Origin of the sequence: Streptomyces cavernae (genome assembly GCF_004023625.1) — a bacterium.
GTDB classification, from domain to species: domain Bacteria; phylum Actinomycetota; class Actinomycetes; order Streptomycetales; family Streptomycetaceae; genus Streptomyces; species Streptomyces cavernae.
Map to the genome: position 1 here is coordinate 327,091 of NZ_RPDJ01000005.1, position 25,488 is coordinate 352,578.

A 25,488-nucleotide genomic window follows, 5' to 3' on the forward strand; every position below is an offset into this window, starting at 1 on the left:
TTCGCCCGTTGATTCCCCCTGTCCCACCGAGCTGGTCCCCCATTGCGCTACTTCCAGGAGATTGTCATGAGTGATGCCGTGATCGGTCGTAGAGCGCTTCTGCGCGGAGCAGGCGGCCTCGCCGCCCTCGCTGCTCTTCCCTCGCTCGCCGCCTGTGGCACAGGCACCAGCCGGTCCGTCGGCGGTGGCGGTAATGGCGGCGGCAAGACGGTGGTCGTCCGTGACAGCGGCGGTTCCTACGGCGCGGCCCTGCAGAAGGCGATCTACACGCCGTTCACCCAGGAGACCGGCATCCAGGTCAAGGTGCTGAACCTGGACGACGCCCCGCTGCTGGCCCAGATCAAGCAGGGCCGCCCGCAGTGCGACCTCATCAACAACTCGATGATGTCCCACACCAAGTACCTGAAGCAGGACGCGCTGGAGGCGCTGGACCTGGAGCGGGTCAAGAGCGTGAAGAGCGCGAAGATCCCCGAGAACCAGATCACCGACCATGCCATCGGCAGCAGCTTCTACGGTCAGTGCATCGCGTACCGCACGGACGCCTTCGGCGGCAGGAAGCCGGAGTCGTGGGCGGACTTCTTCGACACCAAGGCGTTCAAGGGTGCCCGCGCGATGGTCCACCCGGACGGTGACCTGCCCGAGCTGGAGTTCGCGCTGCTGGCCGACGGTGTGCCGATGGACAAGCTGTACCCGCTCGATGTGGACCGCGCGTTCAAGGTGCTGACCCGGCTGCGCTCGAACATCAAGAAGTTCTGGGACAGCGGCCCGCTGCCCGGTGTGCTGCTCAGCCGCGAGGAGGTGACGATGTCCACCGTCTGGGACGGCCGGATCGCCGATCTGCAGAAGCAGGGCGTCCCGGTGGAACGTCAGCTCAACGGCATGCGCCGCCAGTTCCAGGGCTATGCCATAGCCAAGGGCGCGGCCAACGTGGACAACGCCTACCAGCTCATGGACTTCTCGCTGCGTGCCGAGAGCCAGGCCAACCTGGCCAAGGCCTTCCCGTCGAACCCGTCGTCTCCGCTGGCCTACGAAAAGCTCACCGAGGCCGAGCGCAACGCGCTGGCGGGTGCGCCGCAGTACTACGACAAGGGTTTTGACGCGGATGTCGACTGGTGGCTGAAGAACGAAGCGGCCGTCACCAAGCGCTGGCTGGAGTGGGCTCGTGGCTGAATTCGGTGTTGCCACACCGTCTGTCAAGGTGGCCGGCGTCACGCCGGCCACCGCGACCGGCAAAGCGCTGTCGGTAGTGGCCCTGCGCAAGACGTACGGGGACGTCGTCGCTGTTGACGAGGCGTCCATGGAGATCGCGGCCGGGGAGTTCGTCACCTTCCTCGGCTCCTCGGGGTCGGGCAAGACCACGACGTTGATGATGATCGCCGGGTTCTGCGAACCCGACTCCGGCACCATCACCGTCGGCGGCCGCGACGTCACCCGCCTCGCGCCGCAGAAGCGGGGCCTGGGCTTCGTCTTCCAGCAGTACCTGCTCTTCCCGCACATGACGGTGCAGGAAAACGTCGCCTTCCCGCTCACCCTGCGCGGAGTGGGCAAGGACGAGATCCGCAAGCGGGTCGGGGAGACGCTGGAGATCGCCGGCCTGTCCGGGTTCGGCGGCCGCAAGCCGCGCGAGCTGTCCGGCGGTCAGCAGCAGCGGGTCGCCCTGTGCCGGGCGCTGGTCTACCGCCCGCCGGTCATCCTCATGGACGAACCGCTCGGCGCCCTGGACAAGAAGCTGCGCGACCAACTGCAGGTCGAGATCAAGACCATCCAGCAGGAACTCGGCCTGACCGTCATCTATGTGACGCACGATCAGGAAGAGGCGCTGGTCATGTCCGACCGCATCGCGGTGATGCGCAACGGCCTGATCGAGCAGTTCGACACCCCGAGGGAGCTGTTCGAACGGCCCAAGACCCCGTTCGTGGCGGACTTCCTCGGCGCGGCCAACTTCCTGCCCGGCCGCGTGGAGAAGCACGACGGCGAGCACACCCTGGTGCGCCTGGACAACTCCGGTGGCCTGATCACGGCGCGCCGTCATCAGCTCGCCCCCGGCACCGAGGTCAAGGTCGCCGTGCAGCCGGGCCGGCTGCGGGCCTGTGCCACCGACGACGGCTTCTGTACCGGCACGGTCGAGACCGCCACCTACGTCGGCACCCTGGTCCGTGCGGGCGTGCGCATCGACGGCAAGGAGGCGCCGCTGCTGCGCCTGGAGGTACCGGCAGGCCGGGGCCCCGTCGCCGGCGAGCGGGTCGGGATCACCACCGACCCCGAGGACGTCAACCTCTTCGCCGACGAACAGGGCGGGTGAGCCATGGCCGCCCTCACCGCCACCACTCCCGCGCCTGCCCGGCCGCGCAAGCTCCTCGCCTCACGCAGGACCCGGGTCGGGATCCTCTACGCGCTGCCGGTCGTCGTCTATCTGCTGCTGCTGTTCGTCTACCCGATCTTCAGCACGCTGCTGCTGAGCCTGAAGGACGCCGACGGATCGTTCACCCTGCACTGGTACGCCGACGCCCTCTCCGGCGTGAACCTGTCGGTGTTGTTCACCACGCTCAGGATCTCCGCCGAGACCGCCGTGCTGAGCCTGGTCTTCGGGTTCGTCCTGGCCCAGGCGATCACCCGGCTCAAGCCGCTGTGGGCGGGACTTGCGATGCTGGTCGTGGTCGTCCCGCACTTCATCAGCGCCCTGGTACGCACCTACGGCTGGATCATCATGCTCGGCGACAAGGGCATGGTGAACGAGACCCTGGCGTGGGCGCCGGGGGCGCCGTTCCAGCTGCTCTACAACGAGTTGGGTGTGGTCATCGGCACCACGTCGATGATGCTCCCGTACACGGTGCTGCTGCTGTACGGGGTGATGCGTGGTGTGGACCGGCGCCTGCTGGCGGCCGCGGCCAGCATGGGCGCGGGCCGGGTGACGATCTTCTGCCGGGTGTACCTGCCGCTGGTCGGCCCCGGGCTTGCCAGTGCCGGACTGCTCAGCTTCATCCTCTCGCTGGGCTACTACATCACCCCCGCCCTGATGGGCGGACCCAACCAGACGATGATCGCCACCCTCATCAACCAGCAGGTGACCAAGGAAAACCAGTGGAACGGCGCGGCTGCGCAAGGCGTCATCCTGCTGCTGCTCACCCTCGCCGGACTGCTGCTGGTCAAGCTCGTCAGCTCCCTCGGCGCGAGCCGTAAGAAGAGGAGTGGGTCCTGATGGAGCTGCGCAAGAGTCTCGCCGGGCGGATCGCCCTGACCGCCGTCGCCACCGTGATCCTTTTGTTCCTGGCGCTGCCGATCGTCGTCATCCTCGTCACCTCCTTCAGCAACAACGCCTTCGCGGCCTTCCCGCCCGAGGCATGGACGCTGAACTGGTACAAGGCCCTGTTCGCCGACGGCAGCAAGTGGCCGGCCGCCATGTCCCTGAGCGCCCTGGTCGCCGCCCTGAGCACCGTCTTCTCCCTCATCATCGGTGTCACCGCGGCGACCGCCCTGGTCCGCAGCGAACTCCCGCTGCGCTCGGCGGTCTTCGCCCTGGTCCTGGGACCGCTGGTCATCCCGCAGATCGTCACCGCGCTGGGGTTGTTCCTGCTGTTCGAGCCGGCAGCGATGCTGGGCAGCCCGATCGCCATCGCCCTGGGACACACCGTGCTCGCCTCGCCGATCGCGGTGCTGATCCTGATCGCGACCCTGCGCGGCATCGACGAACGCCTGGAGGACGCCGCCGCGAGCATGGGCGCCGGACGGCTGACGATCGCCCGGAAGATCACCTTCCCCCTGGCCGCGCCGGGAATGATCGCGGCGGCGATCTTCTCGTTCATCACCAGCTTCGACGAGTTCTACATCTCGCAGTTCCTCTCCTCGGTCGACACCGTCACCCTGCCGGTGCGGGTCTACAACTCGCTCACCTTCGAGATCGACCCCAGCGTGACCGCGGTCAGTGCGCTCCTCACTGCCTTCGCGATCCTCGCCCTCGGCCTGGTGGCCCTGGTGCGCTGGATCGGCTCCGGCCGGCAGGGCTCCCTGCTCTCGGTCGAGAACACGGCAGGCGTCGCCACCCCCGGAGGCGAGACCGTATGACCGTCGCCACCGCTCAGCCGACCGCCGCCACCGCTCAGCGGCACCTGCTGCTGAACATGACCGCCAACGGATCGCTCGGCCCCGAGGGCGAGGACCTCCTCGTCGTGCGGCGAGGGGAGGGCCCGTACGTCGAGGACGCGGACGGCAGACGCTACATCGACGGCCTGTCAGGGCTGTACTGCTGTCAGCTCGGCTACTCCTACGGTCCCGAATTCGCCGAGGCCGCCGAACGGCAACTGCGCGAGCTGTGCTACAGCCCGCTGTGGACCGGCTCCGCGCACCCGGCGGCGATCGAACTCGCCGAGCGGCTGTCCCGGATCGCCCCGGTGGACATCGAGCACACGTTCTTCTCGAGCGGTGGCGCCGAAGCCGTCGAGACCGCGTGGAAAATCGCCCGCCGGTACCACGCCCTGCGCGGGGAGCCGGGCCGCACCAAGGCCATCGCCCGGCGCGGCGCCTACCACGGGCTGACGGTGGGCGCCCTGTCGCTCACCGACGACCCCGGCCTGACGGAGCCGTACGGTCCGCCGGCGATCGACACCCGGTTCGTGTCGAACACCAGCCGTTTCGGTCTCGCACCCGAGTTCGCGGACGACGAGGTGTTCACGTCGTGGCTGCTCGCCGAGCTGGAGGCCACGATCCTGGCCGAGGGCCCGGAGACCGTCGCCATGCTGATCGCCGAGCCGGTGCAGAACCGGGGCGGATGCATCACCCCGCCCAAGGGTTACTGGCAGGGGTTGCGGGCGCTGGCCGACCGGTACGGCTTCCTGCTCGTCGCCGACGAGGTGATCACGGGCTTCGGCCGGGTCGGCGAGTGGTTCGGCGGTGACCTCTACGGGGCCCGCCCGGACATGGTCACCGTCGCCAAGGGCATCACCTCCGGATACGCCCCGCTGGGTGCGACTTTGGTCGGCACCAAGGTCACCGAGGTCATCAACCGGCCCGGTGAGGTGCTCAACCACGGCTACACCTTCGCCGGGCACCCGCTGAGCGCGGCCATCGCCCTGCGCAACCTCGAGATCATGGAACGGGACCGGATTCTGGACAACGTCCGCGGTCTCCAGGGCGAGTTGGCGCAGCGCATGGCGGCTCTCAAGGACCTGAGAATCGTCGGCGACGTCCGCGGCACCGGGTTCTTCTACTCCTGCGAACTCGTCGGCGACCTCGACGGCGGCGGCTTCAGCGACCCCGCCCGCGCCGAACTGATCGTCGACCTGATCCCTCGCCGGCTGCGCGAGGCCGGCCTGCTGGCCCGCGTCTACAACCGCTCCGCGCCGCTGGTCCAGATCGCGCCCCCGCTGATCAGCGACCGGGCCGTCCTCGACCGTATCGCCGCGATCATCGCCGGCACCCTCGCCGAGGCGTCCGTTCGCATCTGATCCACGTTTTGGGAAGGAACCACATGTACTCCATCGGTCCCCTGACCGTCGCCCCGGGCGAGCGCGCCCAGGGCCTGATCCCGGTCGGCAGCAGCAGCTACGGCGTGGAGCTCGGCATTCCGCTGATCGTCGTCAACGGCGTGCAGGACGGTCCGGTCCTGTGCGTGGACGCGGGCGTGCACGGCGACGAGTACGACGGCCAGGAGGCGATCCGCCGGGTCCTCGCGGAGATCGACCCGGCCACCCTGCGCGGCACCGTCGTCGGCATCCCCTGCCTGAACACCCCCGCCTTCGAGGCGGCGGCCCGCGCCAGCGGCATCGACCACCTCAACCTCAACCGCATCTTCCCGGGCGACGCGGAGGGCTCGTACTCCCAGCGGCTGGCCGCCACCTTCGTCGAGAAGGTCGTCCCCGTCGTCGACGCCGTGGTCGACCTGCACACCGGCGGCGCCTACGGCGAGATCGCCCCGCTCGTCATCCTCCAGGGCGGTTACGAGGACCTGGCGACGGACATCGCCCTCGCCGCCGGGCACGAGCTGGTCTGGAAGGGCGGCAAGTGGGGCGGCACGGTCCGCCACCCCGTCCTCGAAGCCGGCAAGCCCGCCATCACCATCGAGTGCGGTGGCGCCACGTACCGCGAGGCCAACGTCGAGCACCACATGAACTCGATCCGCAACATCCTGCGCAGCCTCAAGATGATCGACGGCGAGGCCGTGCTGCGGGACACCTACACGACCGTCTCCGGCACCTTCGCCCGGTCCGCCGCCGGCGGCTTCTTCGTCGCCCGCGCCGAGCCGGGGGAGACCTGCAAGGAAGGCGACCTGATCGCCACCATCACCGACCACTACGGCAACACGCTGGAGGAGGTCGTCGCCCCGCAGGAGGGCATCGTGCTCTGGGTGCGCCGCATCCGTACGGTCCGTCCGGGCGACGAGGTCGTCATCTTCGGTGAGGTCCTCGGGGAGATCCGGCCGTGAGCGCTGAACTTGAGCTGACCGAGCTGCTGATCAACGGCAAGCAGGTCCCGTCGGCCGACGGGCGCTCCTTCACCGTCGTGGACCCGTCCGACGGGACGGCGATCGCCCAGGTGGCTCTGGGCGGCAAGGCGGACGTGGACCAGGCGGTGGCGGCGGCGAGAGCGGCCTTCACCTCCCCCGAGTGGGCCGGGATGCGTGCCGCCGACCGGGGCCGGATCCTGTACCGGATCGCCGAGGCCATCCGCTACCAGGGCGAACGTCTGGCGCGGCTGGAGAGCCAGGACGTCGGCAAGCCGCTCCGCCAGGCCAAGGCCGATGTCGAAGCCGCGGCCCGCTACTTCGAGTTCTACGCGGGCGCCGCCGACAAGCTCGGCGGCACGACGATCCCGCTCGGCCCCGGCCTGATCGACTACACGGTCCGTGAGCCGATCGGTGTCTCCGGCCAGATCATCCCGTTCAACTACCCGCTGCAGAACACCGCGAGGGGCTCCGCCCCCGCGCTGGCCGCGGGCTGCACGGTGGTGCTCAAGCCGTCGCCGGAGGCGCCGCTCACCCCGCTGGAGATCGGCAGGATCGCCCTGGAGTGCGGTCTCCCGCCGGGCGTCCTGAACGTCGTCCCCGGCGACGGGGAGACGGGCGCGGCCCTCGCCGGCCACCCCGACATCAACCAGGTCACCTTCACCGGCTCGGTGCCCACCGGCATCAAGGTCGCCCAGGCGGCCGCGGCCAACGTGGTGCCTTCCGTAACGGAGTTGGGCGGCAAGTCGCCGGTCGTCGTCTTCGCGGACGCCGACTTCGACCTCGCGCTGACCGCCGTCGCGGCCTCGGCCTTCGGCAACGCGGGCCAGACCTGCTCGGCGGGCACCCGGCTGCTGCTCCAGCGCGGCGCCGAGGAGTTCCTCGAGAAGCTGGTCGCGCACGCCGCGTCACTGCGCGTCGGCCCGGGGCTCAGCGACCCGGACATCGGTCCGCTGGTCGCCGCCCGGCAGCGCGACCGGGTGCTCAGCTACCTGGACGTGGCCCGGCAGGAGGGCGGGACGGTCCGCGTCGGCGGTGCCCCGTCCGACCCGGCGCTGGCCGACGGCTACTTCGTCGCGCCGACTGTCCTGACGGGCCTGACGAACGACGCCCGGTGCGCCCGGGAGGAGATCTTCGGCCCCGTCGTCACCGTCATCGAGTTCGACGAGGTCGAGGAGGCCCTGGACATCGCCAACGACAGTCCGTACGGCCTGGCCTCCTACGTCTGGACGCGTGACATCGACAAGGCGATGCGGCTGGCCGAGGGCATCCGGGCCGGTCAGGTCTACGTCAACGCCACCGGTGTCGGCACCGGTGTCGAGCTCCCCTTCGGCGGCTACAAGCACAGCGGCTGGGGCCGGGAGAAGGGCCTGGCAGGGCTGGACAGCTACCTGCAGACCAAGAACGTCTGCATCGGGTTCGGTAGCAGGTCATGAGGTACCGCATCCTGGGCGGGCGTGGCCCGGCCGTGTCCGTCGTCGGTGTCGGCGGCAACAACTTCGGCTCCCGCCTCGACGAGGAGGGCACGAAGGCCGTCGTCCACGCGGCCCTGGATGCCGGGATCACCCTGTTCGACACGGCGGACATGTACGGCGGGTCCGGCGAGAGCGGCAGCGGGCCCGGCGGCTCGCGCGGTGACGGCGAACGGCTCCTGGGTGCCGCCCTGAAGGGGCACCGGGACCACGTCGTCCTGGCCACCAAGTTCGGTATGGAGATGGGCCCCGAGGCCGACCTGTACGGCCGGCGGGGCGCCCGCCCCTACATCCGGAACGCCGTCGAGGCGTCCCTGCGTCGGCTCGGCACCGACCGGATCGACCTGTACCAGTACCACGAGCCGGACGGCGTCACCCCGCTGGAGGAGACCGTCGCCGCGCTCCGGGAACTGGTGGAGGAGGGCAAGATCCGCTACATCGGCTGCTCCAACCTCCAGGCCGGCCGGCTCACGGACGCCTTCGTGTCCACGCAGGCCCGTTACCACCTGCTCGACCGCAGTGTGGAGCAGGACCTGACCCCCGCCTGCCTGCGCCACGGCGTCGGCCTGCTGCCGTACTACCCGCTGGCCAACGGCCTGCTCAGCGGCAAGTACCGGCGCGGCGAGCGGCCCCCGCCCGGCAGCCGTCTGTCGTGGCGGCAGGGCTGGCTCACCGACGCGGCCCTCGACAAAGTGGAGGCGCTCACCGCGTACGGCGCCGAACGCGGCCTGACCCTCCTCCAGGTCGCCGTCGGCGGACTGGCGGCCCTGCCCGCCGTCGGCTCCGTCATCTGCGGCGCCATGAACCCCGAACAGGTCACCGCGAACGCTGCGGCGGCCGACTGGATCCCCCACGCGGCCGACCTGGCCGCCCTGGACGCGATCGTCACCCCTGGCGAACGCGTCGTCTGAGTCCCCCACTCCCTCTGGAAATACGCGAGACTGAGGCTGAACACCATGCGAGAGATCGTCACTTTCGACGCCTATGCAACCCTGATCAACTTCGAGCTCGGCCCCACGACCCTGAAGGTTCTCGAGGACCGGCTCGACCTGGACAACCTGGATGTCGACGAGTTCCTCGACGACTTCCGCGTCATGCGCTTCCAGGCCGTCCTGGAGGCCTACCGGCCTTACCACGAGGTCCTGTGCTCCAGCCTGCGCAACGCCATGCGCCTGCACGGCCTGGAGTACCGCGAGACCGACGGCGAGGCCCTCGTGGACGCCGTCCCCACCTTCGGCCCCTGGCCGGAGGTCCCGGAGGCCCTGCGGAAGCTGAAGACCAAGTACGAGATCGCCATCATCTCCAACTCCGACGACAACCTGATCGCGCGGAACGTCGAGAACATCGGCGTCGAGTTCGACTACGTCATCACCGCCCAGCAGGCCGGCGCCTACAAGCCGGACCGCCAGACCTTCAAGCACGCCTTCCGGACCATGGGTGTCGAGTCGTCGCAGGTCATTCACGTCGCCCAGGGCTGGGAGTACGACCACATCCCGACCCGCGACCTGGGCCTGAAGCGCCGGGTGTGGATCAACCGCTACGGCCGCAAGGGCAGCGCCGACTACCAGCCGTACGACGAGCTGCCCGACCTGTCGGGTCTGCCGAAGCTCCTCGGCTGCTGACCGACGGCACACCGGCGACACAGGACTGAGAACACAGAGGACGCACGCCATGAAGCAGATCCCCTACTGGATGGACACAGCCCCCGCCCTCCCCGACCGTTCCGGGAAGGACCTGCCCGACGAGGCGGACGTGGTGGTGATCGGCGGCGGCCTCACCGGCCTGTCCACCGCTTACCACGCCGCCCGCAAGGGTGCCCGGGTCGTCCTCGTCGAGAAGGACCAGGTCGGTTCGGGCGCCTCCGGGCGCAACGGCAGCCACTGCAACCCCGGCATCACCATCAGCCCGGCCCAGGCCCGCAAGCGCTACGGGCAGGAGCGTGCTCGCGAGCTCTACGACGCGTTCCGCGACGCTGTGGACCTCGTCGAGGAGATCGCGGTCGAGGAGAACATCGACTGCGACTTCCACCGTGCCGGGCGCCTCGGCGCGATCGTCAAGCCCCAGCACTTCGAGGGCCTGCAGGCCAAGCAGCGCGACCTGGCCGAGAACTTCGGCCACGAGACGGTCGTCCTGAGCAAGAGCGAGCTGCGCGCCGAGCTGGGCACGGACTACTACCACGGCGCCCTGCTCGACCCGCTCGGCGCAGCCGTGCACGTGGGCAAGTTCGTCGTCGGCCTGGCAGACGCCGCCGAGCGTGCCGGTGCCGAGATCCACGAGCGCAACGCCGCCACCGGCCTCACCCGCCTCCCTGGCGGCGGCTTCTCGGTGGAGACCCTGCACGGCACCATCCGTGCCAAGCAGGTCATGGCGGCGACGGACGCCTACACCGACAAGTCGATGCCGTGGTTCCGCAAGCGGCTGATCAACGTCGGCAGCTTCATCATCGTCACCGAGCCGCTGGGGGAGGCGCGCGCCAAGGAACTCATCCCCAACGGCCGCCTGCTGGTCGCCCAGAAGAACGTCGGCAACTACATCCGTCTCACCCCGGACAACCGCCTCGCCTTCGGCGGCCGGGCCCGATTCGCCCCCTCCAACCCGGCCTCCGACATCAAGAGCGGTGAAATCCTCAAGCGGGAGATGACCGAGATCTTCCCGCAGCTCGCGGGGGTGCGCATCGACTACGTCTGGGGCGGCATGGTCGGCTTCTCCTGGGACCGCATCCCGCACGCCGGCGAGGTCAACGGCCTGTACTACTCCATGGGTTACTGCGGCCATGGCGTCCAGATGGCCACCTACATGGGCCGCGCGGTCGCCGAGATGATGGACGGCCGCCCGGACGCCAACCCGCTGCGCGGTTTCGGTTTCCCGAAGGTCCCCGTCCCCTTCTACAACGGCACCGCCTGGTTCCTGCCGTTCGGCGGCGCCTACTACAAGGCGAAGGACAAGTTCCTCTGAGCCGACGCCGGCCCGATGCCGACGCCGATGTCGGTGACACTGCGGGGACTTTCCGCGAAGCGGTCGTGGGAAGTCCCCGCAGAGTCGCCGCCGCCTCCCCACCGCCTCACCCCACGCCTCAACCCCCTCAACCCGCCTCGCCCCGCTCCGAGAGAAGGCCCGTACCGCCATGACTGCCGCCGCAGCCACCCGCAGCGAGCACGACCTGCTCGGCGACCGCGACGTCCCCGCCGAGGCGTACTGGGGGATTCACACCCTGCGCGCCATGGAGAACTTCCCCATCACGGGCACACCGATCTCCGCGTACCCGTACCTCGTCGAAGCCCTGGCCGCGGTGAAGGAGGCCGCCACCCTCGCCAACGAGGAACTGGGCCTGCTGGAGCCGGGGAAAGCGGCCGCGATCGTCGCGGCCTGCCAGGAGATACGCGCCGGAAAGCTGCACGACCAGTTCGTCGTCGACGTCATCCAGGGCGGCGCCGGCACCTCCACCAACATGAACGCCAACGAGGTGGTGGCGAACCGGGCGTTGGAGTTGCTGGGCCACGCCAAGGGCCAGTACGAGCACCTGCACCCCAACGAGGACGTCAACCTCGGCCAGTCGACCAACGACGTCTATCCGACCGCCGTGAAGATCGCGACGGTGTTCGCGGTGCACGGCCTGCTCAGGGCCATGCTCGTACTCCAGGACGCCTTCGCCGCCAAGGCGGTCGAGTTCCGGGACATCCTCAAGATGGGCCGCACCCAGCTCCAGGACGCGGTGCCGATGACGCTCGGTCAGGAGTTCTCGGCCTACGCGGTCATGATCGAGGAGGACCGCAGCCGGCTCTCCGAGGCCGTGGAGCTGATCCACGAGATCAACCTCGGTGCCACCGCGATCGGCACCGGCCTCAACGCCCCAGCCGGCTACGCCGAGTCGGCCCGCCGCCATCTCGCCGGGATCACCCGGCTGCCGCTGGTCACCGCCGCCAACCTGGTCGAAGCCACCCAGGACTGCGGCGCGTTCGTCCAGATGTCCGGCGTGCTCAAGCGGATCGCGGTCAAGCTCTCCAAGAGCTGCAACGACCTGCGCCTGCTCTCCTCCGGTCCGCGCGCAGGACTCGGCGAGATCAACCTGCCGCCCGTACAGGCCGGTTCGTCGATCATGCCGGGCAAGGTCAACCCGGTCATCCCCGAAGTCGTCAACCAGGTCGCCTTCGAGGTGATCGGCAACGACGTCACCATCACCATGGCCGCCGAGGCCGGGCAGCTTCAGCTCAACGCCTTCGAACCGATCATTCTGCACTCCCTGTCGGAGAGCATCACCCACCTGCGCAACGCATGCGTGACGCTGGCCGAGCGCTGTGTGTCCGGCATCACCGCCAACACCGAGACGTTGCGCGCGACCGTCGAGAACTCCATCGGCCTGGTCACCGCCCTCAACCCGCACATCGGCTACACGGCGGCCACGGACATCGCCAAGGAAGCCCTCGCCACCGGCCGGGGCGTCGCCGAACTCGTCCTTGAGAGAGGCCTGTTGCCCGCCGAGACGCTCGCCGGCCTGCTGCGGCCCGAGGTAGTGGCCGGCAGTGGACAGGTACTGGCCTGACGGGCCGACGGCACCGGGACCGGCCGGGACTCAGGCCCGCCCTCCGGCATCGCCGTGCTCGCGCAACGATACGAACGGGTGCCGCCTGTCGCCGGGGGAGGTCCGCCCGACGACTGACGAGGAACGCATATGAGACTGCAGGACGTCAACGCCGTGATCACCGGAGCATCGAGCGGGATCGGTCAGGCGGTCGCCTCCCACTTCCGCCGCGAGGGCGCCAACCTCCTGCTCACCGGACGGCGACCTGAGCTGCCCGAGGGCCATCCGGACGATCTCTACCTCGCGGGGGACCTCAACGACGAGACCTTCGTCTCCGAGCTCGCCGCTCGAGCGGCGGATCACCTGGGGGAAGTGGGAGTGGTCGTCCTCTGCCACGGACTCCAGAAGTCCGGCCCGCTGGCGGAGACCACTGCCGACGACGCACGCGACGTGCTCCACAGCAACCTCCTGAGCGCGTTCCTGGTCATGAAGCACCTGATGCCGCTGGCGCCCGAGCCGGGCGCGTCGATGGTGTGCGTCAGCTCGCGCCTCGGCATGGTCGGCATGCCCGACCAGACCCTGTACTCCGCCGCGAAGGGCGGCCTCATCGCCCTCGCGCGCGGCGCTGCCGTCGAGTGGGCGTCCCGCAACATCCGCGTCAACGTGGTCGCGCCCGGTCTGACCGTGACTCCGGTCATCGAGGCCTCGTTCCAGCGGCGTCCCGATCCCGCCGCCTACCGGCGCGTGCGAGAGGACTCCATCCCGCTCCGCCGGCTCGCCACGCCCGAGGAGGTCGCCGACGCGGTCCTCTTCCTCGCCTGCCCCGAGTCGTCGTACATCACGGGTGCCGTCCTTCCCGTCGACGGCGGCTACACGGCGTTCTGAAGGACAACGGTCTCATTGATCGAGATTTCGCGCCGTCCGGGTGAAGTTAAGTAAGCCTTACCTTATATGCTGTCATGGCTCGTTCTTCTCCCGCACGACAGGACTCCCATGCGTACGACCTCCCGTGGCCTCTTCGCGGCGCTCGCTCTCACCCCGCTGCTGGCAGGCTGTTTCGTGCCCGGCGAGGGCGGTCAGCGGATCATGTGGGCCGAGGCGGAGATCCTGCGCACCGACGCCGTCGTACCCCTGGTCCACGAGAAGGTCGTCCAGGGCATCGGCACGAAGGTCGAGGACGTGCTCCTCGACCCGCGCGAACGCTCGCTGATCGACGTCGACACCCACCTGAAGTAGCAGCCGATGAGCGTCACATCGGCCGGTGCCGGTGCCGGTGCCGCTGCTGGTGTCCGCCCGATCCGGTGGCGCACGGGCCTCGGCCGGCTCGCCGCCGGCGCGGCGCTGCTGACGGCCGTGGCCCTGCTGCCCTGGCTGTCCGGGACCGACCCCGCGCTTACGGTGCTGCGGGCCCGCTCCGCCGACCAGGATCCGACCCCCGCGCAACTGGCCGCCGTCCGTGAACAACTGGGCCTCGACGAGGGGCCGTTCACCCACCTCGCGCACTGGCTGGGCGGGCTGCCGCGCGGCGAGGCGGGCACCTCCTGGGTATCGGGCGAAGAGGTCCTGCCCCAGGTGACGGCCGCCTTCGCCGTCTCCTTCACGCTGATGCTCGGCGCGCTCGTGGTCACCATCGCGGTCGCCGCGCTGGTCAGCGCCCGCACCCTGTATCGCGGATCCCGGCGACGGCTGCACCGGGGGAGAGGAACCACCGGGGCCGCGGTCCTCGCCGCGCTGCCCAAGTTCCTGCTCGCCTCACTGCTCGCCACCGTGTGCGGGGTGTGGCTGGGCTGGTTCCCGTCCAGCGGGTGGGAGGGACCGCCGTCGATGGTGCTGCCCGCGCTCGCCCTCGGTGTACCGTCCGGGGCGATGATCGGCGGTCTGCTCGACCAGTCACTGCCCGCCGCCTTCAACGAGCCGTGGGCCCGGACCTGGCAGGCCTACGGGTTCGCGCCCGGCCACATCGCCCGGCACGCGCTGCGCCGTACGCTGGCCGGCGTCCTGCCGCAACTGCTGCCGACCGTCGTGGCCTTGGTCGGCGGTGCCGTCGCAGTGGAGAAGATCTTCAACATTCCAGGGCTCGGCCGCCTCGCCCTGGACGCCGCCATCGCCCAGGACCTCCCGCCCCTGCAGACCACGACACTCGCCCTCATCCTGCTCGGCATCACCGCCGGCCTCTTCATCCAAGCCCTGCGCCGCGCCCTGCTCGGCCCGGCCCTACGGGACGGGGCCCTGCCCGCCCTGCACGCGCCCGCACTCCCGCGAGGGCGCTCCGCCCGCTGGGTCGCCGGAGCCTGCGCCGTGTCCCTGCTCACCCTGGTCATCGCCGGCCTGCTGCGCGATCCCCTGCACGTCGACACTGCGGCCCGGCTGCTCCCGCCCTCCGCCGCCCACCCGTTGGGCACGGATTCGCTCGGCCGTGATCTGCTGGCCCGGTTGGGCCACGGGGCACTGCGCACGGTGGGCGTGGCCCTCGCGGTAACGGCGGTCAGCGTCGTCACCGGGCTGTTGCTCGCCATGGCGGCACAGGTGGGCGCGGGCCTGACGGAAGTGGTGTCCACGCTGCCCGCGGTCCTCGCCGGACTGCTGACGACCGCGGTGACCGGCCCGTCGGCCTGGGGTGCCGCCTGCGCGGTCTGCCTGGTCGGCTGGACCCCCTACGCGGCCCAGGCCGCGGCCCTGCTCGAACAGGAACGGGCCAGCGGCCACATGCTCGCGTCCATCTCCCTCGGCGCCGGCCCGGGGTATCTGTTCCGTCATCATCTGCTGCCCGCAGTACTGCCCGCCGTACTGCGCAACGCCCTCCTGCGCCTGCCCACCGCGGTCCTCGTGCTGGCCTCCCTCGGCTTCCTCGGACTGGGCGAGCAGCCGCCCACCGCGGAGTGGGGCCGCCTGCTGTCGGAGAACCAGCCGTACGTGGAACTGGCGCCCTGGACCGTACTCGGCCCGGCATGCGCACTCGTCCTGCTCTCCGTCCTCGCCGTCTCCGGCACGGCCACGGTGACCACCGCGACGGGGCAGAGGCTGCGCCGACGCTGACCGGCACGTCTGCGCACGCTCGGAGTCCACCCTGTCGGCGGGGGTGGTCCCGCTGGTCGGGGGATTGAATGCCCGAGGGACTGGCGATGGGATGGCGGCGCAGGTCAAGAGGACGGGCAGTGACCGCCGACGCGGTGACCGACAGACCGTAGGAGACTCTCGTGAACACCGCCTCCAACCCGGCGACGACGTCTGATGCGCCCCTGGCCGCGCGGCAGACGTTCAATGCGCTGTACGCGCAGGTCCGGCCGCACCGCTGCACAGTCGCCCTCGGCCCGAACGCGCAGCTGGCTGCCCCACAACTCCTGGCCGGTGCGCGATGATCCACCTGTCGTGCTCCGTCGGTTGCGGATGCCACTTCGCGCTGTTGGTGTGCTGGGGCCTGCTCGCGGGCATCGCCTTGACCGGCACGCTGTGGAAGTAGCACGCCGATGCTCACAGGGCGACGGTCGTGCCGCTCAATCCGGCGTGCCGGAACCGCCTTCCTGGGCGGTGGTCCTCGGCTCGATTCCGGTGGCACCGACGGTTTCCCGCCAGGCCTCGAGGCCTGCCTGGAACGCGACGATGCCCGCCTCCGGGAGGGCGATCTCGATGGCCTCCAGGATCTCCTGCGGAGTGACACCGAGGCCGAGGGCCACCCGGATATGGCTCTGGATGTGTTCCCTGGCGGCCCTCATCACCGTGAGGCTGAGGATGAACAACAGTTCCTTGGTACGGCGGTCCAGCGTGCGGGGTCTCAGATAGGCGGCCTTGACCAGGCCGTTCGTCGCCTGCAGGACATCGAAGTCGTGCTGCGCCATGACCTTGTGATAGTCGAGGACGTACCCGCGGTCGCGGGCCATGGCGTCGATGTACTCCTGTGCGGCCTTCGAGGGGACCGTGTCCGTGGTCATCCTCGGCCTCCTTCCTACGGGGCGGTGCGGACATGGGGTGTGGCGGGGACGAGGAGTCGGTCGGTCCGGCGCACCGGCAGCTCACGCACGCGGCCCCCGAAAGCCGCGACGTCGCTCGATGATCACGACGCCTCCCCCTCCGTGACGGGAAGCGAGTGCCAGGCATCCTTGAACTCCGCCGACCACGACGGCGCGACCAGCCGTTCGAAGGCGTCGCTCACCGAAGCCAGGTCGCGCGGATCGGTCAGGGCCGCGACATACCGATCGGGGCGGATCACGGCGACGGTGCCCTCGTGCTGGGCGAACCAGTCCCGCAGCGTGCCGTCGATGTCCTCCACCGTCACCGAGTCGGTCGTCGACGTGCGCCGCTCGGTACGGGACCGGCCGGAGCGGGATTCGACGACGGTGAGGTAGCGCGTGCCGATGCGGTCCCAGAAGGCACGGGTGCCGGGATCCAGATGCACGAGCGGATCAGTGCCGTAGCCGATGAGGGCGAACCACTCGCCGAGTGTCTCGTCGAGCGGCAGCACCCGCCCGTCGGCGGTCTCGACCCTCGGCTGGATGAACATCCGGCCCACCGGTGAATCCTTCCGCACCGGCCCGCGCCGGTGCAGCATGACGCCCTCCGCGTACCGGGGCACGGGCTTGAACCTCATCTGCACCACCCAGTCGCGCACCGACGGTGCCACCGTGAGCCCGCGCAACAGGACGTCGCGGACGCGGGCCACCGCCGGGCTCGTCGGTGACAGAAACCGGCCGAAGGTGTCCGACAGGTCCACCATGGCCTGGGCGTGTTCGCGCCGCTCGGTGTCGTAGCTGGCAAGGATCCTCGGATGGGCGCGCCCGGTGACGATCGCCGCGAGCTTCCAGGCGACATTGGTCGCGTCCCGTACACCGGTGTTCAGGCCCTGCCCGACCCATGGGGGCATGAGGTGGGCGGCGTCCCCCGCGAGGCAGACCCGGCCGTCCACGAAACGGTCGGCGACCCGCGAGTGGTGCGTGTAGACGCGGGCTCGGATGATGTTGAGCGCCGCCGGATCAGGAACGTGCCCGGTGAGGAGTTCGCGTACCTTCTCCGGCCGGAGCATGACCTCGGCGTCCTCGCCGGGGAACAGCATGAACTCCCAACGGCGGTAGTTGTAGGGCAGGTCGAGGCAGACGTAAGGGCGCTTCCGGTCGCCGTGCAGCCCTGTGTACGGGGCGTCGAGCGGATCGTTGTCGCACTCGATGACCACCCACTTGCGCGGATGGGTGTCGCCGCTGAGTGGGATGCCGAGTTGCTCGCGCACGGTGCTGCGGCCGCCGTCGGCGGCGACCACGTACTCGGTGTGGACGAGTACGCGCTCGCCCCCGGGGCCCTTGACGTGGAGCCGGGCCTCGGTGCCGTCCTGCTCCACGCGGACGAGTTCGTGCCCCAGCAGAGGGCGCACATGGGGATGGCGTCGCAGGCCGGCGCGCAGCGTGCGCTCGGCGAGCTGCTGCATGAAGATGTTGCGCCGGGGCCAGCCGAACTCCCTGGTGTCCGGCCTGATGTCGGCGAGACAGCGGCCGTTCGCGGCGAACATCTTCAGCGGCACGTTCTGGATCATGTCGGCCAGCATCTCGTCGGCGAGCCCGATGCCCTGGAAGCTGCGCAGGCACTCGTCGTCCATGCCGACGGCACGCGGGTAGTCGACGATCTCCTCACTGCGGTCGATCAGCAGCGTGCGCACTCCGTAGAGGCCGAGGTAGTTCGCGACCGTCGCTCCGACGGGTCCGGCACCGACGACGACCACCTGGGTGCGGTGTGCGACCGGTTCGGTCATCGGACAACCTCCGAACTCCTGAGGAATCTTGTGAGGTGGTGACGGAACAGATCCGGGGCGTCGTCGTGCACGTAGTGGCCCGCACCGGGAATCTCCACCGTGCGGACGCGCGGGTTGCGTTGCGCCATCGCGGCCAAGGTGGCGGCGGGGAGGAAGTCCGACTCCCCGCCCCGGACGACCAGGGTCGGGCACCTGAGGGCCTCGACGTACGGCCACAGGTCCACCTGGCGGGCCGGATCCGGGTCGAGGCGGGCCGCCGAGATACCCGCCAGGTCGAACTTCCAATGCCACCGTCCCTCTCCGTCGGGAGCGAGCGTGTGCCGCAGCCTGGATTCGAGGGCCTCTTCGGAGATGTTCGGACGGATGCCGCGCCAGTACGCGCGGGCCGCCTCCCGGTTGGGGAAGTCGCAGGGAGTGTTCGCCACTTCGCGTTTGATGCGCTCGGCTCCCTCGCCGGACAGCGACGAGCCGGGCCCGATGTCCTCGACGACCGCCGCGCCGACCCGCTCGGGGTGACGCGCGGCGTAGACGTACGTGGTGGTGCCGCCCATGGAATGGCCCAGCAGCAGAAACCGGTCAAGCCCGAGGCGGTCGGTGAACTCCTCCAGATCGGCGACATAGGAGTCCGTGTAGTACTCGCCTCGCGGGTCCCAGTCGCTGTCACCCCGCCCACGGGCGTCCGGGGCCAGTACGCGGTAGCGGTGGCCGAGCCGCTCCGCCAGCGGCTCGAACGTCCGGGCGTAGCTGCGCAGGCCGTGCAGCATGACGATGGCGGGCCGGTCCGCCTCGCCCCATTCGACATAGTGCGTGCGCAGGCCGTTGATGGTGAGGAATCGGTCCTGCCCGACAGAGGTGGTGTCGGCGGCCATCTCAGTGCAGCCCGTCCTGGCCGTGGACCTCGTCGGCACTGATGCCGCCCAGCCGGGCGTGCAGCCGGCCGCGTGTGGCGAACGCGAAGACGACCACCACCTCGTCCGCGTTCGGGGTGTCGGAGAAGCTCACCGTGACGGTGTCGTAGTGCGAACGGACGTAGAGGGCGTCCTTGTGCGCCAGCGGAACGTCGAGGACGGTGCCGGGCCCGCCGCGCTTTCCGGTCGAGGGCACCCACGCCTTCCCGCCGCCGACCGCCTCGCGCACCGGGTCCGCGAAGACCGCTGTGAGGAAGGCGTTGCCGTGTTCGTACTCGCCGGCCGTGCCGACCAGACACGCCTTCCCGTAACTCTGGATGGCACGGCCGCCGGCCGCCTCCTTGATCCGTCGGCCGAACTCCTCACCGAGCTGGGGCGAGTCGGCGACGATGTCGCCGAGGTCCTGGCTGAACCGGCCGGCGTAGGGATTGTGGATGGCCGCCGCGATGACGATCTTGCGTACGGGCTCGCCGTCCGCGAGGACGCCCGTCTCGTTGGCGAGGGTGTCCTCGGTCTGGGTGAACCACTTGCGGATGTGGTAGCCGGCGAAGTTGGGCTGGGGCACGGGTGTTTCCTCGGGGTGCGCAGGGCGGTGCGATGCGGGCATGACTGGCTCCGTGAAGAGGCAGGACGGGACAGCGGGCGGGACGCCAACGACGGCGGGACGCGGCACAGGTGGCGGCAGCACTAACCGCGGAGCGGTTCGATCTCCACCGGGTCGCTGGGGGCGCCGTGGAGACCGAGGATGCGCTTGCCCTCCTCGTCGTCGGTGACCGTCTCGTGGAAGAACTCGAAGCGGTTGCCGTCCGGGTCCGTGAAGTAGAGGCCGAAGCCGATCTTGTGGTCCGTCGTCTTGACCACCGGTACGCCCTTGGCCAGCAGCATCCCGTACAGCCGCCGCCACTCGTCGAGGTCGCCCTCCACCTCCAGCCCGTAGTGCTGAAGGCCGACTCCGCCGGTGACGGCTCCGTCCTCGGCGCGGATGAGGGCGATGTCATGGTGCTTCTTCCCGAAGGACAGGAACACCCACTGCGGGCCGCGTGCGGTGACCTCCATGCCGAGGACGTCCTCGTACCACGGGGCCGACGCCTCCGGGTCGCGGACGAACAGCGACAGATGGGTGCGGCGTACCCGCGGCTTCGGAGCGTCCCGCGGGTCGGCGGGGATCGGCGTGGGCTCCTCGTGCGGGTCGAGTATGCGCTCGTCGGGATCCAATGTCAGTGTCCTTCCGTGGCGGGTGCTACTGCCGGAGTCCAGGTCACGTCGGTGATCTCGCTGAACTCACGCCACTCCTTGCGCCAGGTGCGACCGGCGTCGGTGGAGCGGAGGAGATGGCCGTACTTCGTTCCCGCGAAGACCAGTTCCGGGTCGGCGGCGTGCGTTCCGAAGGCCCACACGGTCGAGTTGGCCGGTGTGTCCAGGGCGGTGTCCTGCCAGGTGCGCCCCAGGTCCTCGGAGCGCAGGATCCTGGTGGTGGTACCGGGGGTGCCGTCGCCGATGCCGAGCAGCAGGTCGTTGGTGCCGGGGAGCTGCTTGACCAGCCGGGTGTAGTAGATGCCGAACGTCTTGCGGGAGTCGGTACGGGTCCAGGTCGCACCGTCGTCCTGGCTGACGAAGAGCGCGTTGACGACGGCGACGACGATCGTCTTGGGAGGACCCTCGAGGACGAGCACGCAGTGGATGTCGGAGTTGGTGACGCCCTGCGGCAGGGTGGCGGGTGTGCCGTCGATCCGGTCCCAGGTGTCACCCCGGTCGCCGCTGCGCCACAGACCGCCCTCCTCGATGCCGAACCACATGTTCTTGGGCTCGTAGCGGTCGACGACGCAGGTCAGGATCCTTGGACGGTTGACGCCCGCACAGAACTCGGGGATCTCGGGCGGCAGTTGCTCCCAGGTCGCCCCGCCGTCGGTGGTGCGGAAGACGGCTGCCCGGGAGGGAGCGCCGGTTCCGGCGAGCATCGTGTCCGGATGGGTGGGGTCGATCGCCAGCGACCAGATGGTCCGGCCGTTCATGGGCGAGTCGACGCGGTGCCAGGTGACGCCGGCGTCGCCGCTGCGGACGAGACCCGCGTCGGCGCCGGCCCAGACGACGTCGGGCTGTTCGGGGTGTACGGCCAGGCAGCGTACGACGGCGTCGAATTCCAGGTCCTGCCCGAGTCCGAGACGGGACCAGGTGGCCCCGTCGTCGGAGGAGCGCAGGACGCCCTGGCCTGCGGTGGCGACCAGGATGGTGCCTTCCATGTCGTGGGCTTCCTTTCGGAACTGCGGAACAAGGGGAGTGGGGTGATTGGTTGGCCCGGACTGTCGCACCAGGCCCTAGAGGAAGACGCCGCGCGTGAGACCGCCGTCGACGCCCAGCGACTCTCCCGTGATCGCGGCGGCCCGCGGCGAGGCCAGGAAGCACACGGCCTGGGCGATCTCGACCGCCTCCAGAACCCGGCGGATCGGGGTACGGGCGACGAAGTCCGCCTCGACCTCGGCCGCGGTGATGCCGCGCTTGACGGCCTCCTTCTCGTACAGCTCGTGGATGTGCTCGGTCTCCACCACGCCGGGGTGCAGGGTGTTGACGGTGATGCCGGACGGTCCGAGCTGGTCGGAGAGCGCCTTCGTCAGGTGGACGATCGCGAGGTTTCGCATGCCGGAGAGCGCGTGGCTGGAACGGCCGGTCAGTCCACCGATGTTGACGATCCGGCCGTAGCCACCCGCCTTCATGTGCGGGGTGACGGCCTGCGCGCACCGGAAGTAGCCGACGACCTTGGTGTTGATGTCGGCCAGCAGCAGCTCGGGGTCGGCTTCCTCGACCGAGTTGCGTACCAGCCCGGAAGGGGCGGCCGCGCCGTTGACGAGGACGTCGATCCGCCCCAGTTCGTCGCCCACGCGCCGTACCATCGCGCGTACGGACTCGGTGTCGTTGGTGTCCGAGACCAGAGGGATGACCCGGCCGCCTGTCTCGGCCTCGAGTTCCTTCGCGGTGGCTTCCAGCAGGGGCAGCCGACGTGCGGTGATGACGACGGTCGCGCCTTCGGCCGCGAGTTCGCGGGCAGTGGCTCGGCCGATGCCCAGGCTGCCGCCGGTGACGATGGCGGTCCTGCCGCCCAGTTCCAGGTCCATGCGTGACTCCCACAGGGGTGATCGGCAACAAGGGGCTTCGCCAACACGGGCTTCGCCCACACGGGACTTCGCCAACAACGGGCTTCGCCCACATGGGCTTCGGATGTCAGCCGAGGTTGACCCAGACGCTCTTGACCTCGGTGTAGAGGTCGAGCACGGCCCGGCCCATCTCCCGGCCCCAGCCGGACTGCTTGAACCCGCCGAAGGGCGACGCGGGGTCCGTGAGGTTGTAACAGTTGATCCACACCGTGCCCGCCTGCAGTTCGTCGGCGATGCGGTGGGCGTGGCCCAGGTCGGAGGTCCAGATGCCGGCCGACAGCCCGAACGGCGAGTCATTGGCCCGCTCGACCAGTTCGTCCACGTCGTCCCAGCTCATCGCCGCCAGCACCGGACCGAAGATCTCCTCCCGGACGATGCGCAGGCCGTCGTCGCCCGCCGCGAACACGGTCGGCTGGAGGAAGTAGCCACCGTCGTACGGCGCGTCGAGCTCGGGCCGCCCGCCGCCCGCCACCAGCCTGGCGCCCTGCTCCCGCCCGGCCGCGATGAATCCGGCGACCCTCTCGTGGTGTCTCGCGGACACCAACGGGCCCATCTCGGTTGCCGGGTCGCTGCCGGGCCCGACGACGATCCCCCGGGCGCGCTCCGCCACCGCGTCCAGCACCTCGTCGAAGATCTTCCGGTGTACATACAGCCGGGAGCCGGCCGTGCAGACCTGGCCCTGGTTGAAGAAGACGGCCTGCGCGGCGGCCTCGGCGACGGCCTCGGGATCGGCGTCGGGAAGCACGATGTTCGGAGACTTGCCCCCGAGTTCCAGGGAGACCTTCTTCAGGTTCCCCGCGGCGGCGTGGACGACTGCGCGGCCGGTCTCGGTGGACCCGGTGAAAGCGATCTTGTCGACACCGTCATGGGCGGCGAGGGAGGCTCCCGCGGTGGCACCGCGACCGGTGACGACGTTGACGACGCCGTCCGGCACCCCCGCCTCCTGGAGCAGCTCGGCGAACCGCAGCGTGGACAGCGGGGTCTCCTCGGCCGGCTTGAGGACGACCGTGCAGCCGGCGGCCAGCGCGGGCGCGAGCTTCCAGCACGCCATCGACACAGGGAAGTTCCACGGCACGATCAGACCGGCCACGCCCACCGGTTGCCGCGTCGTGTAGTTCAGCACCCGCAGTCCGCCGCGCGGCGAGACGGGGATCGTGCTGCCTTCCAGCTTGCTCGGCCAGCCCGCGAAGTACCGGAACAGCTTCGCACTGGTGCCCACGTCCACGGCCCGCGCCACCGAGACCGGCTTGCCGTTGTCGCGTGACTCCAGCAGGGCCAGTTCATCGGCGTGCGCCTCGACGACGTCGGCGACACGGTTCAGCAGCGCGCCCCGCTCCAAGGGGCTCATCCGCCGCCAGCCGGGATCGTCGAGGGCGCGGCGTGCCGCGGCGACGGCCGCGTCGATGTCGGCGGCATCGCCGTCGGGAACGGTGGTGAGAACGGTGCCGGTGGCGGGGTCGATGCTCGGGAACGAGCGGCCGGAGAGGGCTCCGACCCAGTGGCCGCCGATGAACATGGTCCGCGGTTCGGCCAGGAAACGACTCACCGAGTCCGCCGCGCGGGCGACCGGGTCTGCTGCGCTGTGCATGGCGGCTCCTCTCACAGGGCCATCTCGATGAGCTGGGGACCGTCGGCGGCGAGCGCGCGGCCGAGTTCGCGCCGGAGTGCCTCGCCGGTCTCCACCCGGGTGCCGGGCACGCCGTAGCCACGGGCCAGCGCCGGCCAGTCGAAGGCCGGTCCGTCCAGGCTGGTGAGTGCCGTCGCCTTGGGGCCCGGTCGACTCTGGCCGTGCCGGCCGAGTTCGGTGCGCAGCACGTTGTAGGCGCGGTTGGAGGCGATGAGGGTCACGACGGGAAGCTGCTCACGGGCCATCGTCCACAGCGACTGGATGGTGTACTGCGCGCTTCCGTCGGACTGCAGGGCGACGACCTTGCGGTCGGGCGCGGCGATCGCGGCGCCGAGTGCGGCGGGCAGGCCCTGGCCGATGGCTCCGCCGGTATTGGTCAGTGCGGTGTGGCGAGCGGCGCTCCATGACGCGGTGAAGAAGGGGTAGCCGCACGTGCCGCCCTCCACCGAGACGATGGCGTGTTCGGGCAGCAGCCCCGAGACGATACGGCCGACCGCCTGCGGTGTCAGCGCACCGTCCGGAAGCCCTTCGTCGCAGGGCTGGGGCCGCGGTGCCGTCGCGGGAGCACCGAGCGTGTCAGCCAGGGCTTCCAGAGCGAGTGCGCCGTCCTCCTCGGGCGTGCTCAGGACCTCCACCGTGCCCGGAGGAGCCGGCAGGCTGGGCACCCCTTCGTATCCGAAGTACGACACGGGCTCCAACGCCCCTGCCAGCACAATCAGTTGAGCATCCGCGAGGGCCTCGACGGTCTTCTCCGGGAAGTAGGGGAGCCGGTCGAGGTCCGGAAGGCCGCCGCCGCGCTCGGCGGCGGCCGGGAAGGTCTCGCTGTACAGGACGGCGCCGGTGGCGGCCGCGATCCGGGCCGCCGCCCGTTGGCCGCGCTCGTCGAGTGCCGTGCCGCCCAGCAGGAAGACGGCGCGCTCCCCGGCGCGCAGCCGCTTGGCGATCGGGTCGATGACCTCCGCCGCCACTCGCCGCCGACGCCGGGTGCCGGGCAACTCGACGTCGACCGGGGCCGTGAGCACCTCCTGCTGGAAGTCGGCGGGGGCGATCAGCGTGGCCCCGCAACCGGGCGCGGTCCTGGCGGCCGTGATGGCTCGGGCGGTCAGCCGGGCCAGGTCCGCGCCGGAGGCGGCGGTGCCGAGCCAGCCGGAAACAGGGCTCGCCAGCGAGGCGATGTCCGACGTCAGGGGCGCGTCATGGGCGAGATGCCAACTGGCGTGATCTCCAATGACGTTGAAGACCGGAGAGTTGGCCCGCCGGGCGTTGTGCAGGTTCGCGATGCCGTTGGCGAAACCGGGGCCGAGATGGAGCAACGTCATCGCCGGCCGGCCGGTGAGACGGGCGTAGCCGTCGGCCGCACCGGTGCACACGCCCTCGAAGAGCCCGAGCACCGCGCGGGTGCCGGGAATCGAGTCGAGCGCGGCGACGAGAGGCATCTCCGTGGTCCCCGGATTGGCGAAGCAGACGTCGACTCCGGCGGCGAGTGAGGTCTCGATCAGGGCCTCGGCTCCGGTCAGTCCGCCGGACCGGTTCGCCTGCCAGACGGTGGTGCCGTGGGTCATGGATGCTTCCTCCGTGCACTATGCGCACCGTCCGTGCGTATAGTGCACAGCATGGGGACGGGATGGCCCGGCGTCAACCCT

The 25,488-nt window shown here is 70.1% G+C and carries 23 protein-coding genes and 1 pseudogene; 15 read left to right on the top strand and 9 right to left on the bottom strand.

Features of this window, described 5'->3' with window-relative positions; all coding sequences use genetic code 11:
* Nucleotides 1–66 precede the first annotated feature (66 nt).
* From EF387_RS16060 to EF387_RS46685, 15 genes and pseudogenes are all read left to right on the top strand, one after another.
* The gene (locus EF387_RS16060; protein WP_128377215.1) at nt 67–1,170 is read left to right on the top strand and encodes an ABC transporter substrate-binding protein; all 1,104 of its coding nucleotides are present in this window, start codon (nt 67–69) and stop codon (nt 1,168–1,170) included.
* Nucleotides 1,163–2,302: an ABC transporter ATP-binding protein gene (locus tag EF387_RS16065; RefSeq protein ID WP_128377216.1), complete on the top strand. Its 1,140-nt coding sequence runs from the start codon at nt 1,163–1,165 to the stop codon at nt 2,300–2,302. The genes EF387_RS16060 and EF387_RS16065 overlap by 8 nt, the downstream gene beginning before the upstream one ends.
* 3 nt (nt 2,303–2,305) lie before the next feature.
* A complete protein-coding gene (locus EF387_RS16070; RefSeq protein ID WP_128377217.1) occupies nt 2,306–3,199 on the top strand; it encodes an ABC transporter permease in 894 nt (297 codons plus the stop codon).
* Entirely contained in the window at nt 3,199–4,062 is an 864-nt protein-coding gene (locus EF387_RS16075) for an ABC transporter permease (RefSeq protein ID WP_238431542.1), read from the top strand. Before EF387_RS16070 ends, EF387_RS16075 begins: the two co-directional genes overlap by 1 nt.
* Nucleotides 4,059–5,441 carry an aminotransferase class III-fold pyridoxal phosphate-dependent enzyme gene (locus EF387_RS16080; protein WP_128377219.1) on the top strand — a complete coding sequence of 461 codons (1,383 nt, stop codon included), beginning with the start codon at nt 4,059–4,061 and terminating at the stop codon, nt 5,439–5,441. The genes EF387_RS16075 and EF387_RS16080 overlap by 4 nt, the downstream gene beginning before the upstream one ends.
* 23 nt (nt 5,442–5,464) lie before the next feature.
* On the top strand, nt 5,465–6,418 hold the full coding sequence (locus tag EF387_RS16085) for a succinylglutamate desuccinylase/aspartoacylase family protein (protein WP_128377220.1): 954 nt from the start codon (nt 5,465–5,467) through the stop codon (nt 6,416–6,418).
* Nucleotides 6,415–7,872, top strand: a complete 1,458-nt coding sequence (locus EF387_RS16090; protein ID WP_128377221.1) for an aldehyde dehydrogenase family protein — start codon at nt 6,415–6,417, stop codon at nt 7,870–7,872. Before EF387_RS16085 ends, EF387_RS16090 begins: the two co-directional genes overlap by 4 nt.
* Complete coding sequence (locus EF387_RS16095; protein ID WP_128377222.1) at nt 7,869–8,819, top strand: aldo/keto reductase; 951 nt, start codon at nt 7,869–7,871, stop codon at nt 8,817–8,819. Before EF387_RS16090 ends, EF387_RS16095 begins: the two co-directional genes overlap by 4 nt.
* Nucleotides 8,820–8,864: 45 nt before the next feature.
* On the top strand, nt 8,865–9,530 hold the full coding sequence (locus EF387_RS16100; RefSeq protein WP_128377223.1) for a haloacid dehalogenase type II: 666 nt from the start codon (nt 8,865–8,867) through the stop codon (nt 9,528–9,530).
* Nucleotides 9,531–9,579: 49 nt separating this feature from the next.
* Nucleotides 9,580–10,863, top strand: a complete 1,284-nt coding sequence (locus EF387_RS16105; RefSeq protein WP_128377224.1) for an NAD(P)/FAD-dependent oxidoreductase — start codon at nt 9,580–9,582, stop codon at nt 10,861–10,863.
* Between the two features lie 169 nt (nt 10,864–11,032).
* Nucleotides 11,033–12,448: an aspartate ammonia-lyase gene (gene aspA / locus EF387_RS16110; RefSeq protein ID WP_128377225.1), complete on the top strand. Its 1,416-nt coding sequence runs from the start codon at nt 11,033–11,035 to the stop codon at nt 12,446–12,448.
* A gap of 129 nt (nt 12,449–12,577) precedes the next feature.
* The gene (locus EF387_RS16115; protein ID WP_128377226.1) at nt 12,578–13,312 is read left to right on the top strand and encodes an SDR family NAD(P)-dependent oxidoreductase; all 735 of its coding nucleotides are present in this window, start codon (nt 12,578–12,580) and stop codon (nt 13,310–13,312) included.
* 198 nt (nt 13,313–13,510) lie between these two features.
* Nucleotides 13,511–13,663: pseudogene (locus EF387_RS16120) on the top strand (ABC transporter substrate-binding protein); the annotation flags it as partial.
* 6 nt (nt 13,664–13,669) lie between these two features.
* Entirely contained in the window at nt 13,670–15,463 is a 1,794-nt protein-coding gene (locus EF387_RS16125; protein WP_128377227.1) for an ABC transporter permease subunit, read from the top strand.
* Nucleotides 15,464–15,624: 161 nt separating this feature from the next.
* Complete coding sequence (locus EF387_RS46685) at nt 15,625–15,786, top strand: hypothetical protein (RefSeq protein WP_155589763.1); 162 nt, start codon at nt 15,625–15,627, stop codon at nt 15,784–15,786.
* A 135-nt stretch (nt 15,787–15,921) separates the two neighbouring features.
* Here the strand turns inward: EF387_RS46685 and EF387_RS16130 are convergent, their stop codons facing one another.
* From EF387_RS16130 to EF387_RS16170, 9 genes are all read right to left on the bottom strand, one after another.
* Nucleotides 15,922–16,356: a carboxymuconolactone decarboxylase family protein gene (locus EF387_RS16130; RefSeq protein WP_128377228.1), complete on the bottom strand. Its 435-nt coding sequence runs from the start codon at nt 16,354–16,356 to the stop codon at nt 15,922–15,924.
* Between the two features lie 122 nt (nt 16,357–16,478).
* On the bottom strand, nt 16,479–18,161 hold the full coding sequence (locus tag EF387_RS16135; RefSeq protein ID WP_128377229.1) for a bifunctional 3-(3-hydroxy-phenyl)propionate/3-hydroxycinnamic acid hydroxylase: 1,683 nt from the start codon (nt 18,159–18,161) through the stop codon (nt 16,479–16,481).
* Nucleotides 18,158–19,030, bottom strand: coding sequence for an alpha/beta fold hydrolase (locus tag EF387_RS16140; RefSeq protein ID WP_128377230.1), 873 nt, complete (start codon nt 19,028–19,030; stop codon nt 18,158–18,160). Before EF387_RS16140 ends, EF387_RS16135 begins: the two co-directional genes overlap by 4 nt.
* Before the next feature lies 1 nt (nt 19,031).
* Nucleotides 19,032–19,634 carry an amino acid synthesis family protein gene (locus EF387_RS16145; RefSeq protein WP_238431543.1) on the bottom strand — a complete coding sequence of 201 codons (603 nt, stop codon included), beginning with the start codon at nt 19,632–19,634 and terminating at the stop codon, nt 19,032–19,034.
* 122 nt (nt 19,635–19,756) lie between these two features.
* Nucleotides 19,757–20,284 (bottom strand): VOC family protein, encoded by a 528-nt coding sequence (locus EF387_RS16150; RefSeq protein WP_238431544.1) that lies wholly within the window; start codon nt 20,282–20,284, stop codon nt 19,757–19,759.
* Between the two features lie 2 nt (nt 20,285–20,286).
* Entirely contained in the window at nt 20,287–21,309 is a 1,023-nt protein-coding gene (locus tag EF387_RS16155; RefSeq protein WP_128377232.1) for a WD40/YVTN/BNR-like repeat-containing protein, read from the bottom strand.
* Between the two features lie 75 nt (nt 21,310–21,384).
* Nucleotides 21,385–22,179: an SDR family NAD(P)-dependent oxidoreductase gene (locus tag EF387_RS16160; RefSeq protein ID WP_128377233.1), complete on the bottom strand. Its 795-nt coding sequence runs from the start codon at nt 22,177–22,179 to the stop codon at nt 21,385–21,387.
* Between the two features lie 106 nt (nt 22,180–22,285).
* Nucleotides 22,286–23,806, bottom strand: a complete 1,521-nt coding sequence (locus EF387_RS16165; RefSeq protein ID WP_128377234.1) for an aldehyde dehydrogenase family protein — start codon at nt 23,804–23,806, stop codon at nt 22,286–22,288.
* 11 nt (nt 23,807–23,817) lie between these two features.
* Nucleotides 23,818–25,407, bottom strand: coding sequence for an acetolactate synthase large subunit (locus EF387_RS16170; protein ID WP_128377235.1), 1,590 nt, complete (start codon nt 25,405–25,407; stop codon nt 23,818–23,820).
* Nucleotides 25,408–25,488: the final 81 nt, after the last annotated feature.